General features: G+C 65.6%; 16 protein-coding genes and 1 pseudogene. 6 read left to right on the plus strand and 11 right to left on the minus strand.

The window, feature by feature from the left end; translation table 11 throughout:
• Positions 1 to 5: 5 nt before the first annotated feature.
• The 8 genes and pseudogenes from AC1DSJ_RS17355 to AC1DSJ_RS17390 all read right to left on the minus strand — a co-directional run.
• Positions 6 to 110: pseudogene (locus tag AC1DSJ_RS17355) on the minus strand (ESPR domain-containing protein); the annotation flags it as partial.
• Between the two features lie 160 nt (positions 111 to 270).
• Positions 271 to 1,212, minus strand: a complete 942-nt coding sequence (locus AC1DSJ_RS17360) for a 2-hydroxyacid dehydrogenase (protein ID WP_441371865.1) — start codon at positions 1,210 to 1,212, stop codon at positions 271 to 273.
• An 82-nt stretch (positions 1,213 to 1,294) separates the two neighbouring features.
• Positions 1,295 to 1,996, minus strand: coding sequence for a GntR family transcriptional regulator (locus tag AC1DSJ_RS17365; protein WP_427948824.1), 702 nt, complete (start codon positions 1,994 to 1,996; stop codon positions 1,295 to 1,297).
• Positions 1,997 to 2,001: 5 nt separating this feature from the next.
• On the minus strand, positions 2,002 to 3,003 hold the full coding sequence (locus AC1DSJ_RS17370; RefSeq protein WP_441371866.1) for a 5-oxoprolinase subunit C family protein: 1,002 nt from the start codon (positions 3,001 to 3,003) through the stop codon (positions 2,002 to 2,004).
• A complete protein-coding gene (pxpB, locus tag AC1DSJ_RS17375) occupies positions 3,000 to 3,767 on the minus strand; it encodes a 5-oxoprolinase subunit PxpB (RefSeq protein ID WP_441371867.1) in 768 nt (255 codons plus the stop codon). The genes AC1DSJ_RS17370 and pxpB overlap by 4 nt, the downstream gene beginning before the upstream one ends.
• Positions 3,764 to 4,837 carry an ABC transporter ATP-binding protein gene (locus AC1DSJ_RS17380; RefSeq protein WP_441371868.1) on the minus strand — a complete coding sequence of 358 codons (1,074 nt, stop codon included), beginning with the start codon at positions 4,835 to 4,837 and terminating at the stop codon, positions 3,764 to 3,766. Before AC1DSJ_RS17380 ends, pxpB begins: the two co-directional genes overlap by 4 nt.
• A 1-nt stretch (position 4,838) precedes the next feature.
• On the minus strand, positions 4,839 to 6,545 hold the full coding sequence (locus AC1DSJ_RS17385) for an ABC transporter permease subunit (RefSeq protein WP_441371869.1): 1,707 nt from the start codon (positions 6,543 to 6,545) through the stop codon (positions 4,839 to 4,841).
• A gap of 52 nt (positions 6,546 to 6,597) precedes the next feature.
• Positions 6,598 to 7,647 carry an ABC transporter substrate-binding protein gene (locus AC1DSJ_RS17390; RefSeq protein WP_441371870.1) on the minus strand — a complete coding sequence of 350 codons (1,050 nt, stop codon included), beginning with the start codon at positions 7,645 to 7,647 and terminating at the stop codon, positions 6,598 to 6,600.
• Between the two features lie 145 nt (positions 7,648 to 7,792).
• Between AC1DSJ_RS17390 and AC1DSJ_RS17395 the strand changes: the two genes are divergently transcribed.
• The gene (locus AC1DSJ_RS17395; RefSeq protein ID WP_175170202.1) at positions 7,793 to 8,569 is read left to right on the plus strand and encodes a LamB/YcsF family protein; all 777 of its coding nucleotides are present in this window, start codon (positions 7,793 to 7,795) and stop codon (positions 8,567 to 8,569) included.
• Positions 8,570 to 8,610: 41 nt separating this feature from the next.
• Here the strand turns inward: AC1DSJ_RS17395 and AC1DSJ_RS17400 are convergent, their stop codons facing one another.
• Complete coding sequence (locus tag AC1DSJ_RS17400) at positions 8,611 to 9,549, minus strand: LysR family transcriptional regulator (protein ID WP_054422912.1); 939 nt, start codon at positions 9,547 to 9,549, stop codon at positions 8,611 to 8,613.
• A gap of 296 nt (positions 9,550 to 9,845) precedes the next feature.
• On the opposite strand from AC1DSJ_RS17400, the gene AC1DSJ_RS17405 reads away from it, so the two are divergent.
• From AC1DSJ_RS17405 to AC1DSJ_RS17420, 4 genes are all read left to right on the plus strand, one after another.
• A complete protein-coding gene (locus AC1DSJ_RS17405; RefSeq protein WP_054422910.1) occupies positions 9,846 to 10,835 on the plus strand; it encodes an N-carbamoyl-D-amino-acid hydrolase in 990 nt (329 codons plus the stop codon).
• 42 nt (positions 10,836 to 10,877) lie between these two features.
• Positions 10,878 to 11,906 (plus strand): threonine ammonia-lyase, encoded by a 1,029-nt coding sequence (locus AC1DSJ_RS17410; RefSeq protein ID WP_082387040.1) that lies wholly within the window; start codon positions 10,878 to 10,880, stop codon positions 11,904 to 11,906.
• A gap of 148 nt (positions 11,907 to 12,054) precedes the next feature.
• Positions 12,055 to 13,041, plus strand: a complete 987-nt coding sequence (locus AC1DSJ_RS17415) for a Bug family tripartite tricarboxylate transporter substrate binding protein (protein WP_175170200.1) — start codon at positions 12,055 to 12,057, stop codon at positions 13,039 to 13,041.
• A gap of 5 nt (positions 13,042 to 13,046) precedes the next feature.
• Complete coding sequence (locus AC1DSJ_RS17420; RefSeq protein ID WP_441371871.1) at positions 13,047 to 14,546, plus strand: N-acyl-D-amino-acid deacylase family protein; 1,500 nt, start codon at positions 13,047 to 13,049, stop codon at positions 14,544 to 14,546.
• Between the two features lie 61 nt (positions 14,547 to 14,607).
• Here AC1DSJ_RS17420 and AC1DSJ_RS17425 read toward each other — a convergent pair whose 3' ends face one another.
• A complete protein-coding gene (locus AC1DSJ_RS17425) occupies positions 14,608 to 14,952 on the minus strand; it encodes a type II toxin-antitoxin system PemK/MazF family toxin (RefSeq protein WP_346551371.1) in 345 nt (114 codons plus the stop codon).
• Positions 14,953 to 14,969: 17 nt separating this feature from the next.
• Positions 14,970 to 15,239, minus strand: a complete 270-nt coding sequence (locus tag AC1DSJ_RS17430) for an AbrB/MazE/SpoVT family DNA-binding domain-containing protein (RefSeq protein ID WP_175170198.1) — start codon at positions 15,237 to 15,239, stop codon at positions 14,970 to 14,972.
• 364 nt (positions 15,240 to 15,603) lie between these two features.
• Between AC1DSJ_RS17430 and AC1DSJ_RS17435 the strand changes: the two genes are divergently transcribed.
• On the plus strand, positions 15,604 to 19,032 hold the full coding sequence (locus AC1DSJ_RS17435) for a response regulator (protein WP_342067280.1): 3,429 nt from the start codon (positions 15,604 to 15,606) through the stop codon (positions 19,030 to 19,032).
• Positions 19,033 to 19,054 lie beyond the last annotated feature (22 nt).

The raw sequence follows: 19,054 nt of genomic DNA on the forward strand, positions 1-19,054 counted from the left end.
TGGCCTGCTGCTCCACGGGTAGCGCTCTTGCCCCTGACCCTTGCGGTTTCTGGCGCGGCGACCCAGGCGCCCAGGGACGGATTCCAAATGGAGCAGAAGGTTTTATTCATAGCAGCCTATTAATGGGAGGCGTAGGCTGCTCCTCTTGAGTCAGCCCGGTTGTATCGGATTATTACGCAACATTTTAAATCCTGTAACAAATTTTAGAAATAACTGAAACTGGGTAGTTACATGGGCGCCACACTGGCGTAATGCCGTCACACCGATGTCTTAAATCGGGGTAAGCAGCGGTTCCCCGGCATACAGGCGGCGGGCGTTTTCCAGGAACTTGTCCACCATCAGTTGCATGGCCTCGGGCGACCAGCCGGCCACATGCGGCGTCAGCACCAGGTTGGTCAGATCCGCCAGCCCTGCGGGCAACTGCGGTTCGCCTTCGTAAACATCCAGCGCCGCGCCGGCAATCGTTTGTTCGCGCAGCGCGCGTTCCAGCGCGGCCGTGTCCACCACGCTGCCACGCGCGATGTTGATCAGGTACCCGTTCGCGCCCAGCTGCGCGAGGACATCAGCGTTGATCAGGTGATACGTCGAATCGCCGCCCGGGATGGCGACGAGCAGCACGTCGGCCCATTGCGCCAGTTCATCCAGCGTTGAAAAGTACCGGTGCGTGGCGCCCGCGCGGGGACGGCGGTTGAAGTAACCGATCTCCATCTCGAACGCCAGTGCCCGCGTCGCCACCTTTTCGCCGATGCCCCCCAAGCCCACGATGCCCAGCTTCTTGCCCGACACGTTCGGCGGCAGCGGCACCTGGGTGCGCCAGACGCCTTGACGCGTGAGCTGATCCAGGCGGGGAATGCCGCGGATGACGGCAATCAGCAGCCCCATGGCGTGGTCCGCCACACAGCTGTCATTGGTGCCCGCGCCGTTGGCGACTTGCACGCCGCGCAGCCTGGCATGCGCCAGGTCGATCTTCTCGTAGCCCGCGCCCATCGAATAAATCATTTTCAGGTTGGGCAGCGCGTCGATCTGTTGCGCAGTCAGGCCGATGGCGCCGATCGTCAGAACGACGTCAACGCGTGCGGCGTGCGCGGCCACGGCGTCTGCATACTGTTCCGGCGTGGGCGCGAAGATCACCTCGAAGTGCTGGGCGATCTGGTCCCGGTCGGCCTGCGTGACCGGGTTCATGATGATGAGGAGGGGGGGCGAAGGCTGCATGCGGAGTCGGAGAGGCGAAGTGGGGGGCAAAATTCGGAAGGCGGAATGTTCGGAAGGCGGAAAGCGGAATGGGGAATGCACCCTAGAGTTCGGTGTGCCGCGCCACCAAGCCCACGCGCACATTGCTTAGGTGCCGCTGCATGGCCGCGCGCGCGGCCTCCGGGTTGCGGTCCAGGATGGCTTGCAGAACATCCATGTGCTCATCGCAACAGGGAATCAGCCGTTCGGGCGCGCCGTTCTGATCAAAGCAGCGCGCCTTGATGCGCAGGTCGTGAATAGCCTGCGCCATCAAGCGGTTGCCGCTGGCTGCTGCAATGCTGTCGTGCAGCAGGTTGTCGACGCGGTGATTCTCTTCATGAGTGGAATGCTGGCGGCGTTTGATCTCGCTGACCTGCTCAAGAATCGCGGCGGCCTGCTCGGGCGTCATGCGCGTGGCGGCGGCGGCGGCTGCGTCGCCTTCCAGCAGCAGGCGCATTTGAAAGATCTCAAGATACTGGCGCAGCGTGGGCTCGGGCACGATCAATTGCCCGCGCGCCGTGCGCACCGCGAAGCCGCCGCCAATCAAGCGGCTCATTGCTTCGCGCAGCGGCGTGCGCGAGACGCCCAGCGCACTGGCCAGATTGCGTTCCTGCAAGGGCTGGTTGATGGGCAACTGGCCCAGCTGGATCATGTCGAGCAACGTCGAATAGGCTTCATCGACCAGATCGCGGGACTCATCGGCGGCGCTTGCCGCAACCGGCGCGGCCGCGCGCGCAGGGCGTTCCATGGCTTGAGTAGGGGGCATAGGAATCACGGAAGCAGAAGAGGGAAGATGGGAAAGTTCGGATCGGCGCGCAGCTCGCGTTCGCGAGTGTCCAGCCATTGCGTATCAGAGCGCAAGCGTTCTATGGCGGCGGCCGCATCCATCGCTTCGAATCGCAGCGGCTGGCCCGGCCGCATCTGCGCCAGGCGCGGCAGGTCGGCGCTGATGACGGTGGCAATCTTGGGGTAGCCGCCGGTGGTTTGACGGTCATTCATGGCGATCAGAGGCTGGCCCGCGCCAGGGATCTGGATGCTGCCTGCCGCGATGGGGTCGGTGATGATATCAGCGCCCTGGGCGTGCGCGATGGCGGGACCGTCCAGGCGCAAGCCCATGCGGTCGGACTGCGGCGCCAGCCGATAGGTGGCGCTCAAAAAGCGGCGGATCTCGCTGGCGGAAAAGTGATCTTGCTGCGGCCCAAGGATGACGCCGATGGGGGCATCGCGATAGAACCACGCGGTGTGGCGCAACGGCACCCAGCGCCGCTGGAACGGCGCGCGGGCGCGGCCGATGGGCAGGATGTCATCGCGCTTTAACGCTCGGCCTTCGATCCCGCCCAGGCCAGCGCGCGTGAGCGTGGACGCGCTGCCCAGCACCGGCTCCACCGCGATGCCGCCGCTTGCCGCCAGGTAGCCGCGCATGCCGCGCGCAAGTGGCCCGATGGTCAAGGTGGCGCCGGCCGGCACGCGGTGCGACTGCCACGGCGCGAGCGTGCGCGCAGGCAAGCTGCCCGCCGCCGACACATGCAGCGCGGCGCTGCCCGCAAACGCCAGGGTGCAGTCGGCATCCAGCACGCGCAGCCGGCCGCCCGTCACCGTGAATTCCAGCGCGGCAAGTTCAGCCGGGTTGCCCACCAGCGCATTGGCCAGACGCAGCGCGCCCGGGTCCATCGCGCCCGACGGCGGCACGCCCATGTGTTCATAGCCGGGCCGGCCCAGGTCTTGCACGGTGGTCAGCATGCCCGGCGCAACGATGTGCAGCCGCGCGCTCATGCGTGGCCTCCGGTGCGCGGCTGCGGCCGGTAGCTGGGATCGGCATGCAAGGCGTCGATGCGCGCGAATTCGTCTTCGCTGATCGGCGTGAACACGATTTCGTCGCCCGCCTCGAACAGGAAAGGATGGGCGTGGCGCAGGTCGAAGCTGCGCCATGGCGTGCGCCCGATCAAGTGCCAGCCGCTGGGGCCAGGCACCGAGGCGATGGCGGTTTGCTGGCCGCCAATGTTCACGCTGCCGGCAGGCGTATGTGCGCGCGGCATGGCGCGGCGCGGGGTGTGCAAGACGGGGTCCAGCCCGCCCAGATACGCAAAGCCCGGAAGAAACCCCACCATGAACACGCGGTACACCGGCGCGCTGTGGCGCGCGATGACCTGGGCGGGTTCTAGCTGATGACGTTCCGCCAGCGCGTGCAGGTCTTCGCCATGCCCGCCGCCGTAGCAGACGGGCACGTCCCAGCGGCGCGGCGTGGCGTGGCGGGTAATGGCCGACGTGTCCAGGCAATGCGCAATCACGTCTCGCACCGCCGCAGGGCTGATCGTCAGCGGGTCGAAGCGGATGCTTAGCGAGCGATAGGCCGGCACCACGCCCAGCACGCCGCGCGTCTTGCGCTGATGCGCCCGCAACGCCTGCGCCAGCGCCAGCACGCGCGCATTGGTGTCGGCGTCGATGCGGTTGGCGAATTCGACCAGCAGCGTGCCATCGCCCGCCGCCAGAATGCGCGGCGCGTCGTCGCTGCAAGAGGAAGGCGTGGCGCTCGTCATGCTGCGGCGGAAAATTCCATGGCGTCGGTGGGGTGAAAGCCCCACGTCACGGCTTGGCCCGGTGTGCGCTCGGCCGCGTCGATGCCCAGCGGTGCATACGCCAGGATGACCTTGTCGTAGGCTTCGATGAACACTTTCCAGTGCAGGCCGCAGAAAGTTGCGGCCACGACGCGGCCCGCGTGACGCACGTCCGCGCCGCCCAGCTGGCTGCCCAGGCGCAGGTGCTCGGGCCGCACGCCCAGGGTGGCATCGGTACTGGTGTTGGCCGCCGGCAGAAAATTGCATTCGCCCAAGAACCCCGCCACAAACGCGCTGGCGGGCTGGCGGTACAAGCCTTCCGGCGAACCGGCTTCGACGATGCGGCCTTGCTCCAGAATCACGATGCGGTCAGACAGGTTCATGGCCTCTTCCTGATCGTGCGTCACAAACACCACCGTCAGCCCCAGGTCTTGATGCAAGCGGCGCAGTTGCAGCTGGATGGCCTGGCGCAGGTTCTTGTCCAGCGCGCCCAGCGGCTCGTCCATCAACAGAATGTCGGGGGTGAACACCAGCGCGCGCGCCAACGCCACGCGCTGTTGCTGGCCGCCCGACAGTGCGCCCGGCTTGCGGTCTTGCAGCGGCACAAGGCTCACCAGCTCCAACGCTTCCCCCACGCGGCGGCGGATGTCGTCTTCATTCAAGCGCCGCATGCGCAAGGCGAAGGCCACGTTCTCGAACACGCTCATGTGCGGAAACAGCGCGTAGTTCTGAAACACCATGCCGATGTTGCGGTCCGAGATTGGCGTGTGCGTGACGTCGCGCCCGCCGATCTTCACCACGCCCGCGTCAGGCGTCTCGAAGCCCGCAATGATCTTCAGCAGCGTCGTCTTGCCCGAACCCGACGCGCCCAGCAGCGTGCAGAATTCACCGCGCGCAACCGTCAGGTCAACATCGGGCAGCGCCACGGAATCCCCGTAGCGTTTGTGGATGCCGGTCATGACCAGCTCCTTGCCCTGGCGTTCCGGCGGACGTTGCGGACGGATGTCGTAGGCAGGCGGCATATCAGTGGTGTGCGTATCAGCGGTGTGCATATCAGTCTTCCTTCTTCCTGCGCAGCAGCAGGTTGGCAAGCAGAATCAGCGCCGTTGCCCCAACCAGCAGGCAAGAGGCCGAGATAACCGTGGGGTCGAAGTCGTTGGCCAGGCCTTCGAACATGAGTTTGGGTAGCGTGCGGTTGCGGATGGTCGTCAGGAACAGCGCCATGACGACGTCGTCGAACGAACTCACCAAGGCGAACACCGCGCCGCCGACCAGGCTGGGAATCAGTGCGGGCAACATCACCAGCCGGAACATGCGTGGCCACGACGCGCCCATGCCCAGCGCGGCCAGTTCCAGGTTCGGGTCCAGGCTGCGCAGCGCCGCGCGCATGGTGATGTAGACGTAGGGCGCGGCCAGCACCGTGTGGCCCAGAATGACCGCCATGGAGTTCGCCACCCAGCCGATGGGCGCAAACAGGTAGTACAGCGCCACCGCCGTGACGATGGCCGGCACCGACATCGGAATGATGAAGAAGGCATCCAGCCAGCCCTGGCGGCGCGCGGCCAGCCGGCTGACGCCCAGCGCGGCGGCGGTGCCAAGCACGGTGGCCAGCAGCGTCACCACCATGGCGATCTTGGTGCTGGAGGCCAGCGCCGCCAGCCACTTGCCGTCGGTGAAGAAGTTCTCGTACCAGCGCAGGCCATAGCTGGGCGGCGGAAAGATCGGGAAGTCCGTCGTGCCAAAGCTCATCGGAATCACGACGACGATGGGCAGCAGCAGGAAGATCGCGCAGGCCACGCCCAGCAGCGCCGCCACGCGCCCGCCTGGTGTGCGCCGGTAGCCCGTGTGGTTGCTGCCTTTGCCGGAGCTTGCGCTGATCAGGTTGTTCAGGCCGAAGAGACGGTTGAACAGCCATAGCGACAGCAGCACCGTCACCAGCAGCACGCCGGCCAGCGCCGACGCCAGCCCCCAATTCAGTTCTTCGGTGATGTTGTGCGAGATGAGTTCGGCCGCCATGCGTTGGGCAGGCCCGCCCATCAGCGACGGCGTGATGTAGTAGCCCACCGCGTTCATGAACACGATGATGCCGCCTGCGACCGCGCCGGGGCTTGTCAGCGGCAGGATGACGCGGCTGAAAATGCCCGCGGACCCCGCGCCCAGGCTCTGCGCGGCCTGCACCAGGCTGCCGTCCAGCGAGCGGAACGACGCATACAACGGCAACACCACAAACGGCATGAGCACATGCGTCATGCCGACCATCACACCCGTGAAGTTGTACAGAAACGCCATGGGCTGATCCAGAATGCCCACGGTGGTCAGCAGCGTATTGAGCGGCCCGTTCTTGCCCAGCAGCGCAATCCAGGCCGACGTGCGCACGAGCGCGCTGGACCAGAAGGGCAACAGCACGGCAAAGAACAGCACGCGCGCCACGGTCGGCGACACCGTCGCCATCAGATAGGCCAGCGGATAGCTCAGCACCACGCAAGACACGGTGACGGCCGCGGCAATCGTGAAGGTGTTGCCCAGCACGATGCGGTAGATCGGGGTGTCCAGCAGATGCCGGTGATGCGCCAGCGTCAGGCCGCCGTCCTCGCCCTTGAACCCATTGCTGAGCAGACCCGCAATGGGGCCGGCGAAAAACAGCAACAGGAACAACAGCAGCGGCAATGCGGCAAGCGCCGCCACACGGCCGCGCCGGCGAGCGGCGGCCGGACGAAGTCGGGCGGCGGGCAGGGGTAGGGCGTCGGTGCTCGTAGTCATGGCAGGGGGACGCCGGCGCGCACGCCGGCGTCTGGGTAAGGAGGGTGGCGGATCAGCGGGCGCGGACCTGGTTGTAGCGCTCGGTGATGGCGGGGCCGTTTGCGTCCCAGAATTCCGAGTTCAGGAAGATGCTGTTCTTCAGGCGCTCGGTGGTCGACGGCAGACGTTCCAGCCGCTTGGCGTCAATCAGGGGCAGCGCCGCTTCGGTGGTCGGGCCGTAGGCGATGTACTTGCTGAACTCGGCCTGGTTCTTGGGCTGGATCATGAAGTTCAAGAGCTTGATGGCCGCATCGCGGTTGGGCGAACCCTTGACGATGGCGAAGTAGCCGACTTGCGCAATGCTGTCGCCCCAGCCCATCGCAATCGGCAGGCCCGAGTCGATACCGGCCTGAAAGCGCCCGTTCCAACCCAGCGCCATCACGACTTCGCCGCTGCCCAGCGCGTTGACGGGCTCGGCGCCGCTTTTCCACCAGCGCGCCACATGCGGCTTGATGGCTTCGATCTTCTTGAAGGCGCGGTCCAGGCCTTCTTTGGTGGCCAGCACCTTGTAGACGTCGGCGGGCGCTACGCCATCGGCGATCAGCGCAGCCTCGATGACCGTTGCCGGGTCATCCTGCATGGTGCGCTTGCCGGGGAATTTCTCCACATCCCAGAAGTCGGCAAAGGTGCTGGGTTGCGGCTTGCCGGGGGGGAAGGCCTGTGTGGAAAAGCCGATGTTGGTCGAGAAGATTTCCGACGGCACGCCATAGTCGTTGCGTGCGTTGGCAATGACGTGATCCTGCTTGACCATGTCCGGCGTGATCTTTTCAAACGCGCCCAGCTTGATGCCGCGTGTGAGGCGGGCGCTGTTCTCGGTCACGACGTCCCACGTGACCGACTTGGTGTCGATCATGGCGCGGATCTTCGCCACTTGCGGGTCGGTGTCCTCGTGGATGGTGATGCCGCTTTCCTTCGAGAACGGCTTGAGCCACGCGTCACGGATGGCGCCCTGGTAATTGCCGCCCCAGCTTGCGAAATTGAGTTCGGCGGCTTGCGCCACGCCTGTGGCCATTGCCAACGTGGCGGCGACGGCGCACGTGACATTCTTCCATTTGAGATGCATTGCTTGGACTCCGTTCGAGAAGAAAAACGCGATGGGCAGACCTGCCCCGATCCTGGGCATATCGCCTCAGCAAGTCCTTGGCATGCAAATTGCATGCCAACGGTATGCCAAACATCGACATTCGCTTTTTTTCGGAGTCCCACACATGTACGACGTAGACCTCAATTCCGACCTGGGAGAGAGCTTTGGCCCCTACAAAATCGGCGCAGACGAGGCCATGCTGGACCTCATCACATCGGCCAACGTGGCCTGCGGATTTCACGGTGGCGATGCTTCCGTCATGCACCAAACGGCGGCATCCGCCCTAAAACGGGGCATAGATGTGGGCGCGCATCCGGGCTTTAACGACCTGTGGGGATTTGGCCGGCGCAAGATCACGGGCGATAGCCCGCAAGCGATTGGCGACATGATTGCGTACCAGATCGCCGCGATGCAGGGCATGGCGCGCGCGGCGGGGCATCGCGTGTCGCATGTGAAGCTGCATGGCGCGCTGGCCACGCAGGCCTTCGAAGACCGCGCGCTGTCGGAAGCGTTGACGTGGGCCATGCGCGCGCTGGACCCGGACCTGGTGCTGGTGTGCACGCCGCATAACGAAACCGAGCGCGCGGCGCGGCGGGCGGGCATCCGCGTGGCGTGCGAAGTGTTTGCGGATCGTCTCTATGGCGACAACGGCCTGACGCTGCCGCGCAGCGAACCGGGCGCCGTCATTCACGACCCGGTGGCGGCGGCCGCGCAGGCGCTGCGCATGGTGCGCGAACAGGCGATACGGACGGTGGGCGGCAAGGTGGTGGCGATGCCGGTCCACACGATCTGCGTGCATGGGGACAACCCGCAAGGGGTCGCCATTGCGCAGGCCGTGCGCGATGCGCTGCTGGCCGAAGGCGTGCGCCTGCGGCCGATTTCGCAGCTTGACTTTCAGTAGGACGCGCCGCCACGCAGGGCGCATCGTTAGTCGGGGATTCTTTAGAAAGGCGCGTCTTTCTGCGCCTGCTTGATCAGCGCCTTCAGCACGCTGGCAAAGCGCCGCGCGGTGCTCGATAGCGGGCTGCTGGCCGAATGCAGCAAATGAATCGCATGGCCCAGCGCCGGGTCGGTGGGCAACAGCACGAAGTCTTTGCCGAAGCTTGGGTGATAGCCGAACGACTCGATCAACGCCACGCCCACGCCTTGGCGCACCAGCGCCAGCGCTTCGGGTGTCGAGCGGATTTCAATTTGCGGCTGCACCGGCACCGGGCCGGAATTCAGAAAGCGGCTGGCCAGCCGCCCAAATGGCGTGTCCGCGCCGTAGCCGATCAACAGATGCCCTTGGAGGTCTTCCGCGCGCACGCGGCTGCGCACCGCCAGCGGATGGCCGCGCGGCACCGCACAGCCCAGCCAGCCCTGGCCGATTTCTTCACTGACGATATTGGCGTTGACCGGGGGCGGCATCGAGGCCAAGCCAAAGTCGGCCTGACCCAGCAGCAGGTGCGGCAACAGCGCATCAAAGGCCAGCGGCCGGTAGCGGATGGGCGTGTCGGGGTGGCGTTCACGAAACTTCTGGATGGCGTGCGGAATCAGCCATTCGCTGAAGCTGGGGCTGGACACCAGGCTGACCGTGCCGGCCGACCCTGCGCCCAACGCGCCCGCCAGGGCGTTGAAGCGGTTGACGCGGCCGAAGATTTCTTCGGCCTCGGCGTACAGCCGCCGCGCTTCCGGCGTGGGATGCAGCCGGCCTTTGACGCGTTCAAACAGCTGGTAGCGCAAGCGGTTTTCAGCGGAGGCCAGCACGCGGCTCACGGCGGGCTGCGTCACGGACAGCATGCGGCCGGCTTCGCTTAACGAACCGGTCAACATCACCGCGTGGAAAACCTCGATCTGGCGAAGCGTCAGGGCTCCGGGCGCCGAAGGGAGGGGGCCGGCCATGGGAAGGAACGTCCGCAAAGGAAAAGGGTGGCTGCCATTTTATGGCCTGGCCGGGTCGCGCGGCGTGTCCGCCACGCGCGCGCCATGACGTTTTGCGCGTAGCCCATAACTAAATGCACAGTCCTTGGCAGTTTGTCCGCGTGCGGTGCTGCGGTCAGAACCCTTTGTTTTCAACGGTTTCCAGCGGATTTCCCCCGTCGCTGCACGCGATTTTCTGCGCCACGGGACGGCTTCCCGGCGCGCGCGCCGCGCGGCATGCTGCCAGCAACCTCCCTTTCACCCTCCAGGAACGCCTTATGTCCCGCATCGTCACTGTCGCCGCCGCCCAGTTGGGTCCCATTCAACGTGCCGAGGGGCGCGAGGGGGTGATCGGCCGCATGCTCCGATTGTTGGAGCGCGCGCACCAGCGGGGCGCGCAGGTGGTGGTGTTTCCCGAGCTGGCGCTGACGACGTTTTTCCCGCGCTGGTACTGCGAAGACCTGGACGAGGCCGACGCCTGGTTCGAACCCAGCCTGCCGTCGCCCGCCACGCAGCCGCTGTTTGACGCCATCAAGCGCTTTGGCGTGATGGTGTATCTGGGCTACGCCGAGCTGGCGTGGGAACCGGACGAGCAGGGCATTGTGCGCAAGCGCCGCTTCAATACGTCGGTTGTCATCGCGCCCAACGGCGAGATCGTGCTGAAGTACCGCAAGGTCCACCTGCCGGGTCACGCGGAATTTGCCGAGCACCGCCAGGTGCAGCATCTGGAAAAGCGCTATTTCGAAGTGGGCAATCTGGGCTTTCCGGTGGTGCGCGCACCCGTTGCGCCGGGCGTGGACGCCAACCTGGGCATGCTGATCTGCAATGACCGGCGCTGGCCGGAAGCGTGGCGCGTGCTGGGTTTGCAGCAGGTGGAGCTCGTCATGCTGGGCTACAACACGCCCAGCCGCAATCAGGACAACCGCGGCTTTGAAGCGCACCACCTGCGCGTGCTGCACTCGCATCTGTCGATTCAGGCGGGCTGCTACCAGAACGCCACCTTCGCCGCCGCCGTCGCCAAAGCCGGCACCGAAGACGGCCACGAGCTGCTGGGCCATTCCATCATCGTCAATCCGCAAGGCGAAATCATCGCCATGGCCGCCACCTGGGACGACGAACTGATCGTTGCCGACTGCGATCTGGATCTGTGCGAGCTGGGCCGCAACACCGTCTTCAACTTCGCCAAACACCGCCGCCCCGAAGCGTATACCCGCCTGGTCGAACAGACCGGCAGCGTGGCCCCCGCCGTGTGGACGCCGTCGGTCTGACGCGCGCCCCAATCGACTCTTTCCCTGGATTGAACCTGCCTCATGACCGCGACGCTACTGCCTCCGACCATCGAACATGAAATGCTGGGCACGATGCGCGTGCCCGGCTACGCCGACGTCACCGCTGCCGCCGAGCGCCTGGCCCCCCACGTGCGCCGCACGATGCTGCTGCGCTCGCCCGTGCTGGATGAGCGCGCGCAAGCGCCCATCTGGCTGAAGCTGGAAAACCTGCAAGTCACCGGCTCGTTCAAGGCGCGTGGCGCGTTCAACGCGCTGCTGAATATGGATGCCGCGCAACGCGCGCGCGGCGTGGTGGCGTACTCAACCGGCAACCACGGGCAGGCGGTGGCGTGGGCCAGCCGTTGCCTGGGCGTGCCTGCGACCATCGTGATGCCGGTGGATGCGCCAGAGAACAAGGTGGAAAAGGCGCTGCGCCATGGCGCGAAGGTCGTGCGGTATGACCGCCTGCGCGAAAGCCGAGAAGCCATCGGCATGCGGCTGCTGGCCGAAACCGGCGCGACCTTGCTGCCGCCGGGCGATCACCCCGATGTGCTGGCGGCGCAAGGCACGCTGGCGCTGGAAGCCTTGCAAGACCTGCCCGCGGCCGCACGCGAAAACCTGGGCCTCTTCGCCACGCCTTGCGGCGGGGGCGGCATGGCGGCGGGGTGTTCGCTGGTGTTGCGTGAGCTGGCGCCGCAGGCCCGCATGGTCGCGGTGGAACCCCGTGAGTACGACGACACAGTGCGGTCCCTGGCGTCCGGCAAGCGCGAAAGCAATCCGGCTGGCGCCAAGACGATTTGCGATGCGTTGCAAGCCGCGACGCCTGCTGAACTGCCCTATGCGATCAACAGCCGCAGCCTCAGCGCGGCGGTGTCGGTCAGCGATGCCGAAGTTGCCGCCGCGATTCGTTTCGCACTGGATGAATTGCGTCTGGTCGTGGAACCGGGCGGCGCGGTGGCGTTGGCCGCGTTGCTGGCAGGCCATATCTCGGCCGACGGCCGCGACGCCGTCATCGTGCTGTCGGGCGGAAATATCGATTTGCCCTTGTTGCGACAAATCGCGCTGGAGTAATTGTTCGCGCCGGGCTCCCGGTTGACGGGAGCCGCAAGGACTCTTGCCATGCAGTACCGCAGTACCGCAGTACCCGCAGTACCCGCAATACCCGCGCCGGACGCAGAGCTGGCGTGGAAACACCCATAACAGTCCAAGGAAGAAAACCATGTCCACGTACCAAAGCAGCGCCAAGCGCTGGCTCGCCGCGGCGAGCGCCGTGCTGAGCCTGACGGCGGCGTCCGCCGCGCAGGCCGCCTACCCCGAGCATCCCGTCACTATCATCGTGCCGTTCAACACCGGCACCACGCCCGACATCGTGTCGCGCCTGCTGGCCGCCGAAATGGCCAAGCAGACGGGCGGCAACTTCGTGGTGCAGAACCGCACGGGCGCCTCCGGCATCATCGGCACGCAGGCGGTGGCCAACGCCACGCCGGATGGCTACACGATCGGGTTCGCCAACGTGGCCACGCTGGCCATCAACCAGGGCCTGTACGCCAAGCTGCAATACGACGCCGACAAGCAATTGGCGCCCGTGGCGTTGACCGGTTCCGTGCAGAACATCCTGGCCGTGCGCCCCGGTTTGAACGTCAAGAGCGTGGCCGACCTGATCGCGCTGGCCAAGAAGGAGCCGGGCAAGCTGGTGGTGTCGTCAGGCGGCAACGGCACGACGGGGCACCTGAGCGCCGCCATGTTCAGTTCGATGGCGGGCGTGGAATTCATGCACGTGCCGTACAAGGGCGGTGTCGAGGCGGACCTGGCCGTGCTGCGTGGCGAAGCCGATCTGGTGTTCGACAACATCTCGTCCATCGCGTCGTTCGTGGACCAGGGCAAGGTCGTACCGCTGGCCGTGACCGACCTGCAACGAGATCCGTCCATGCCTGCGCTTGCCACGATGGACGAGCAGGGCTTGAAGGGCTACCGCGCGGTGGCGTGGACAGGGTACGTGGCGCCCGCCGGCACCGACCCGAAGGTGCTGGACTACCTGAACGCCGCGATGAACAAGGCGCTGCAATCGCCCGACGTTCAGGAAAAGCTGAAGAGCCTGGCCTATGTGCCGAACATCGGCCCGCGCCAGCAGTTGTTTGACCGCGCGCATGCCGAACGCCCGGTGTGGGCGCAGGTGATCAAGCAAGCCAACGTGAAGATCGACTGACCGCCATGACCCTGACCGCCGTGACCCAGAACGCCGTGATCCAGAACGCCATGATCCAAGAACGCTACGACTTGCTGATCCGTGGAGGCACGGTGATTGATGGCACGGGCGCCGGCCGCGTCCGCGCCGATGTGGCCGTGCGCGCGGGCCGCATCGCGGCCGTTGGCGACTTGCATGGCGCACAGGCCGCGCAAGTGCTGGATGCCGCCGGCCGCATCGTCGCGCCCGGCTTCATCGACACCCACACCCACGACGACCGCTACCTGTCGATCGACCCCGGCATGCCCGCCAAGCTGAGCCAGGGCGTGACGACGGTAGTGACGGGTAACTGCGGCATCAGTCAGGCCCCGTGGCGTTCGGGCTGGCGCAGCGACGTGCCTGCGCCGGTCAACCTGTTGGGCAATGACGTCAGCGATTTCCCCTACGAAACGTTTGGCGCCTACCTGCGCAACCTGGACCGCCACCCACCCGCCGTGAACGCCGCCTGCCTGGTGGGCCATACGTCGCTGCGCGCCGCCGCCATGGACGAGCTGGACCGGCCCGCCACCGCCAGCGAGATCGAACACATGCAGGCCTTGCTGCGCGAGGCCATGCAAAGCGGCGCGATCGGTTTGTCGACCGGCACGGCGTATCCAGCCGCCATGCCCGCCACGCTGGACGAACTGATGGCGGTGGCCAGCGTGCTGCGCGAACACGGCGGCCTGTACGCCAGCCATATCCGCGACGAAGGCGACCGCATCTTCGCGGCGCTGGACGAAGCCTTCGCGGTGGGCGCGGCCGGCGGCGCACCGGTGCTGATCTCGCATCACAAACTGATCGGCCCGCGCAACCACGGCCGCTCGGTGCAGACGCTGGCGCACATCACCGAAGCCAGCCAGCGCCAGGAAGTGGCGCTGGACTGCTACCCCTACGTGGCCGGTTCCACCATTCTGCGCAAAGACCGCCTGGCCGTGTCCAGCCGCGTCATCGTGACGAAGTCGGTGCCGTACCCGCAGTACGCCGGGCGCGATCTGGATGACATCGCCCGGGAGCTGGGCTTGAGCCCGGAAGACGCGGTGGACGCCCTGCAACCGGCAGGCGCCATCTACTTCATCATGGACGAGGCCGACGTTGAACGCATCCTGGCGTACCCCGGCACGATGATCGGCTCGGATGGCATGCCACACGACCCCGCGCCGCACCCGCGCCTGTGGGGCACCTTCCCGCGCGTGCTGGGCCACTACTGCCGCGACGTCGGCCTGTTTTCGCTGGAGCAGGCGGTGCACAAGATGACCGGCAAACCCGCCGCCTACTTCCGCCTGCCCGAACGCGGCCGCATCGCGGTAAACCATGCGGCGGATATCGTCGTGTTCGACGCCGACACCATCGCCGACACGGCGACGTGGGCCGCCCCGACCCGCCAGGCCGAAGGCATCGACTACGTTGTGGTCAACGGCAGCGTGGCGTGGCAGGCGGGCGCAAGCACGGGATCGCGTAGCGGCTTGGTGATCCGGCCGGGGGTGTGAAGATCAAAAGACCCGGGCATCAAACGACCCGAGATCGAAAGACCTCGAATGGGGCCTTTTGCTAAGAGAAGATCTGCCGCAAGCGGGTCAGGATCTCGGTCAGTTGTGCGGGGTCGACAGACCCCGCCAAGGACTGCAACCGTCTTTTGTCCAGGGTGCGTACCTGGTTCAAGACGGCGTAGCCTTTGGCGCCGTCGGCTTGCACCCAGAGCGTTAACCGGTCTTCCTTGCCCTTCGAGGTAATCGGCAAGGTTATGACGGTGTTGTTCGCCGCGATACGGTTCAGGGCGTCAGGCCCCACGATCAATACGGGGCGGCGGTTGCCTTGTTCGCTTCCGATGACGGGATTCAGATCGGCCCAGTAAATCTCACCGCGCCGGGGTTGCGGAAATACAGCCGAGCTCATGGGCGGGGCCTCCTGGATTAGAAGTCGGCGTCCTCGGGGAACACATCGGGAATCAGCGTGGGGGTGACGGCGCCGGCGTCGATCTGCGCCAGCATGGCCGCACCAAAACCGAACGGGTCCGCATTTTCCTCAACGGGCTGCAGGCGCAGCTCTTGGCCCGTCTTCACCACCCGGATGCCATGCGAGAAATCGAGCCCTTCCAGCATGGCTTTGGGCAGCACCACCCCTTGCGAATTCCCAATCTTCCGTAAGGACAGGATCATCGTTTTGTCTTCCACTTTGGGCATAGGTCCTCCGGGATGGCGATACGGCCACAGAAGTTATAACGGTTATAACTACCCGGAAGCGTAAGTCAGGCGCGCCCGAACTGTCAACGGCGGCGCCCGGGCCAATGATCAGCGCCAATGCAGCGCAGCGGCGCGCGCGACGTGATTTCTAGGACACAAGGGTGTCTGGCAATAGAAAAATAAGACCAAATCACCCAGACGGCGTAGCAGCCTTCGCCCCTGCGGCGGCTCCCCGTCGCCGCTTCGACCCTGTATAGTCCTGCGCTTGCACCGCTTGCTATGACTGCGCCTTGTTTCCATCAGCTTGCGCATCGGCTCTGCGCGCCGCCGCAGGCCTGAATCCATTGGACCGGTACCCGCCCTCATGCCGAATTCGTCGCCTCAGCGTTCCCGCCGCTATCCTTTTCCGAAGACGTTGCTTGCCGGATTCATCACGGCAGCCTTGGCCACCTTGGTCATCGCCTTCGTCAACGTGCGCTCCGCCGATACCCGGGTGCAGGCCGTGAAGGCCATGGACCGCACGACGGAAGTCTTGCGGCAGTTGAGCTTGTTCAACTCGGCGCTGAAAGACGCCGAGATCGGGCAGCGGGGGTATCTGCTGACGGGTGACCTGGCCTACTTGCAACCCTATCTGCGTTCGTTGCCGCTGATCGAACAGCGGCTGGGCGTGGTCAAGGAAGCGGCCAGCGAAGATTCGGCGCAGCGCCGCATTGCCAACGATATCGATGGCATCACGCGCCAAAAGCTGGTGGAACTGCGTGACACCATCGAGATGCGCAAGGCCGGTGATGTGGAAGGCGCGATGGCGGTGGTGCGCACCGATGCGGGCAAAGAGGCCATGGACCGGCTGCGTGACCTGGTCGCCGACCTGTACTCGCGACAGATGGGCGAGCTGGCCGAGGGAAAGGAAGCCTGGGCCGCCGCCGCCACGACCTCCACGTATTACTCGTGGGGCGGCTCGATGGTGCTGCTAGTGCTCATCCTGATTTCCGGCGCCATGACCATGCGCGAGTACCGCGTGAAGGCGCGCCAGACGTGGGTGACGACGGGTCTGTCGGGCCTGAGCATGCGTTTGCAGGGCGATCACCGCGTCGATGAAATCGGCAAGCGGTCGCTGGAATATCTGGCCGAATACCTGGACGCGAATGTGGGCGCGGGCTACGTGCTGGACCGCAGCACGGGCGAACTCGAACTCTTTGGCGGCTATGCGCTGCCGCCCGAGCGGCTGGCGCAGAAGATCCAGCCGGCTGAAGGGCTGATCGGGCAGGCCGCCGCCTCGCGCAAGCTGCTGCATGTGCGCGACGTGCCGGCGGGCCACCTTGAGATTGCATCCGCCTCGGGCCGCTCCAATCCGGCCGAGCTGATCCTGGCGCCCGCCATGCAGAATGGCCGCGTGTATGCGGTGCTGGAGCTGGGCTTCAACCACCCGGTGGGCGAGACCGAGCGCGCCCTGCTGGAAGGGGCGTCGGAAATGCTGGCGTCGTCCATCCGCTCGGGCCTGGACCGCACCCGTCTGGAAGCGCTGCTGGAAGAAACGCAGCGCCAGTCCGAAGAGTTGCAGACCCAGCAGGAAGAACTGCGCGTCAGCAACGAAGAGCTGGAGCAACAGAGCCGCATCTTGCAGGAATCGCAGGCGCGCATGGAGCTGCAACAGACCGAACTGGAGCAGACCAACGCCAACCTGGAGCAGCAGGCCGAACAGTTGATGCGCGTGCAAGATGCGCTGTCCGACAAGGCCCGCCAGCTGGCGCAGGCGAGCCAGTACAAGAGCGAGTTCCTGGCCAACATGAGCCACGAACTGCGCACGCCGTTGAATTCCACGCTGATCCTGGCCAAGCTGCTGTCGGACAACAAGCCCGGCAACTTGAGCACCGAGCAGGTCAAGTACGCGCAGACCATCTACGCGGCAGGCACCGACCTGCTGACCTTGATCAACGACATTCTGGATCTGGCCAAGATCGAAGCGGGCCAGGCCACCGTAGAGGTCGAGCAAGTCGCCATCCCCGCGCTGCTGCAACGCTTGTTCGACCCGCTGCGGCCGATTGCGCAAGAGAAGAAGCTGGCGTTCGAACTTGAGGTGGACGCGGATGTGCCCGCGGCCATGTATACCGATCCGCAACGCTTGGGCCAGGTGCTGAAGAATCTGCTGTCGAACGCGTTGAAGTTCACGCAGCAAGGCTCGGTGGCGCTGCGCGTGTCGCGCGCGCCGGGCAACCGGCTGTCGTTCGCCGTGCGGGATACCGGCATCGGCGTGCCGGAAGACCAGCAGGAACTGATTTTTGAAGCCTTCCGCCAGGCCGATGGCAGCACGCACCGCAAGCATGGCGGCACGGGGCTGGGCCTGTCGATCTCGCGCGATCTGGCCGATTTGCTGGGCGGCTCGCTGACGGTGGCCAGCACGCCGGGCCAGGGCAGCGTGTTCACGCTGCAAGTGCCGATTCGCCTGACCGCCGCGCCGCCCACGCCTGCCCAGCGCGCCCGCAGCGCGCCGCCGGCCCCTCAGGCACGCCCGGCAACGTCAGACATGGCCGCACGTATCCTGCAAGATGCAATGCCCGCCGCGCAGTCGCGGTCGGACGAGGCTCCGGCCGACCCCCAGGTGCCAGGCCGCACCATCCTGGTCATCGAAGACGACGAACGCTTTGCCGGCATTCTTTCCGACTTGGCGCGCGAGATGGGCTTTGGTTGCCTGCTTGCGCATACGGCAAGCGACGGCCTGGCGCAGGCGGTGCAGCAAAGCCCCAACGCCATCGTGCTGGACATCAACCTGCCTGACTTCTCCGGGCTAGGCGTGCTGGATCAGCTCAAGCGCAATCCGCAGACCCGCCACATCCCTGTGCATGTGGTGTCGGTGGCTGATTACGCGCAAGAAGCGATGGGCCGTGGCGCCATCGGCTACGCGCTCAAACCCGTCAAGCGCGAAGAGCTGGTTCACGCGTTGCAGCGCTTGGAAGCCAAGTTCACGCAGAACATGCGGCGCGTGCTGGTCGTGGAAGACGACGACCGCCAACGCGAAAGCGTGCGCCAGCTGCTGGCGCGCAATGATGTTGAGATCGTGCCAGCCGCAACCGCCGCCGCCGCCTTGAATCAGTTGCGCGAAACCACCTTTGATTGCGTAGTGATGGACTTGAACCTGCCAGACATGAGCGGGTACGAGCTGTTGCAGCAGATGACCGAGCAGGACAGCGTGTCGTTCCCGCCCGTCATCGTCTATACCGGCCGCGCGCTGTCGCGCGACGAAGAGCAGCACCTGCGCCGCTTCTCGAAGTCGATCATCATCAAGGACGCGCGTTCGCCCGAGCGCCTGCTGGACGAAGTGACGCTGTTCCTGCATCAGGTCGAAGCCGAGCTGCCGCCCGAGCATCGCCAGATGCTGGAGCAGGCGCGCAGCCGCGACGCCGGGCTGGAAGGCCGCACGGTGCTGGTGGTGGAAGACGATGTGCGCAACGTGTTCGCGCTGTCCAGCATCCTGGAGCCGACCGGTTTGCGCGTGGAGATTGCGCGCAATGGCCGTGAAGCGCTGGATGCGCTGGAACGCGCGGGTTCCGATGGCCACGCGTCGATTGACCTGGTGCTGATGGACATCATGATGCCCGAGATGGATGGCTACACCGCCATGCGCGAGATACGCACGCGGCCCGAATGGCGCCGCCTGCCGATCATTGCGCTGACCGCCAAAGCCATGAAAGACGATCAGGAGAAATGCCTGGCCGCGGGCGCCAATGACTACATCGCCAAGCCGCTGGACGTTGAGCGCCTGCTGTCGCTGGTGCGTGTCTGGATGCGCAACTAAGGCGCTGCCTGCGCAACATCGA

Source organism: Achromobacter sp. 01N37 (assembly GCF_056399725.1).

What these genes read in the sequence shown, in the direction of transcription:
- AC1DSJ_RS17360 (WP_441371865.1), bottom strand. Translation starts at nt 1,212, where the DNA reads ATGCAGCCTTCGCCCCCCCTCCTCATCATCATGAACCCGGTCACGCAG.
- AC1DSJ_RS17365 (WP_427948824.1), bottom strand. Translation starts at nt 1,996, where the DNA reads ATGCCCCCTACTCAAGCCATGGAACGCCCTGCGCGCGCGGCCGCGCCG.
- AC1DSJ_RS17370 (WP_441371866.1), bottom strand. Translation starts at nt 3,003, where the DNA reads ATGAGCGCGCGGCTGCACATCGTTGCGCCGGGCATGCTGACCACCGTG.
- pxpB (WP_441371867.1), bottom strand. Translation starts at nt 3,767, where the DNA reads ATGACGAGCGCCACGCCTTCCTCTTGCAGCGACGACGCGCCGCGCATT.
- AC1DSJ_RS17380 (WP_441371868.1), bottom strand. Translation starts at nt 4,837, where the DNA reads ATGCACACCGCTGATACGCACACCACTGATATGCCGCCTGCCTACGAC.
- AC1DSJ_RS17385 (WP_441371869.1), bottom strand. Translation starts at nt 6,545, where the DNA reads ATGACTACGAGCACCGACGCCCTACCCCTGCCCGCCGCCCGACTTCGT.
- AC1DSJ_RS17390 (WP_441371870.1), bottom strand. Translation starts at nt 7,647, where the DNA reads ATGCATCTCAAATGGAAGAATGTCACGTGCGCCGTCGCCGCCACGTTG.
- AC1DSJ_RS17395 (WP_175170202.1), top strand. Translation starts at nt 7,793, where the DNA reads ATGTACGACGTAGACCTCAATTCCGACCTGGGAGAGAGCTTTGGCCCC.
- AC1DSJ_RS17400 (WP_054422912.1), bottom strand. Translation starts at nt 9,549, where the DNA reads ATGGCCGGCCCCCTCCCTTCGGCGCCCGGAGCCCTGACGCTTCGCCAG.
- AC1DSJ_RS17405 (WP_054422910.1), top strand. Translation starts at nt 9,846, where the DNA reads ATGTCCCGCATCGTCACTGTCGCCGCCGCCCAGTTGGGTCCCATTCAA.
- AC1DSJ_RS17410 (WP_082387040.1), top strand. Translation starts at nt 10,878, where the DNA reads ATGACCGCGACGCTACTGCCTCCGACCATCGAACATGAAATGCTGGGC.
- AC1DSJ_RS17415 (WP_175170200.1), top strand. Translation starts at nt 12,055, where the DNA reads ATGTCCACGTACCAAAGCAGCGCCAAGCGCTGGCTCGCCGCGGCGAGC.
- AC1DSJ_RS17420 (WP_441371871.1), top strand. Translation starts at nt 13,047, where the DNA reads ATGACCCTGACCGCCGTGACCCAGAACGCCGTGATCCAGAACGCCATG.
- AC1DSJ_RS17425 (WP_346551371.1), bottom strand. Translation starts at nt 14,952, where the DNA reads ATGAGCTCGGCTGTATTTCCGCAACCCCGGCGCGGTGAGATTTACTGG.
- AC1DSJ_RS17430 (WP_175170198.1), bottom strand. Translation starts at nt 15,239, where the DNA reads ATGCCCAAAGTGGAAGACAAAACGATGATCCTGTCCTTACGGAAGATT.
- AC1DSJ_RS17435 (WP_342067280.1), top strand. Translation starts at nt 15,604, where the DNA reads ATGCCGAATTCGTCGCCTCAGCGTTCCCGCCGCTATCCTTTTCCGAAG.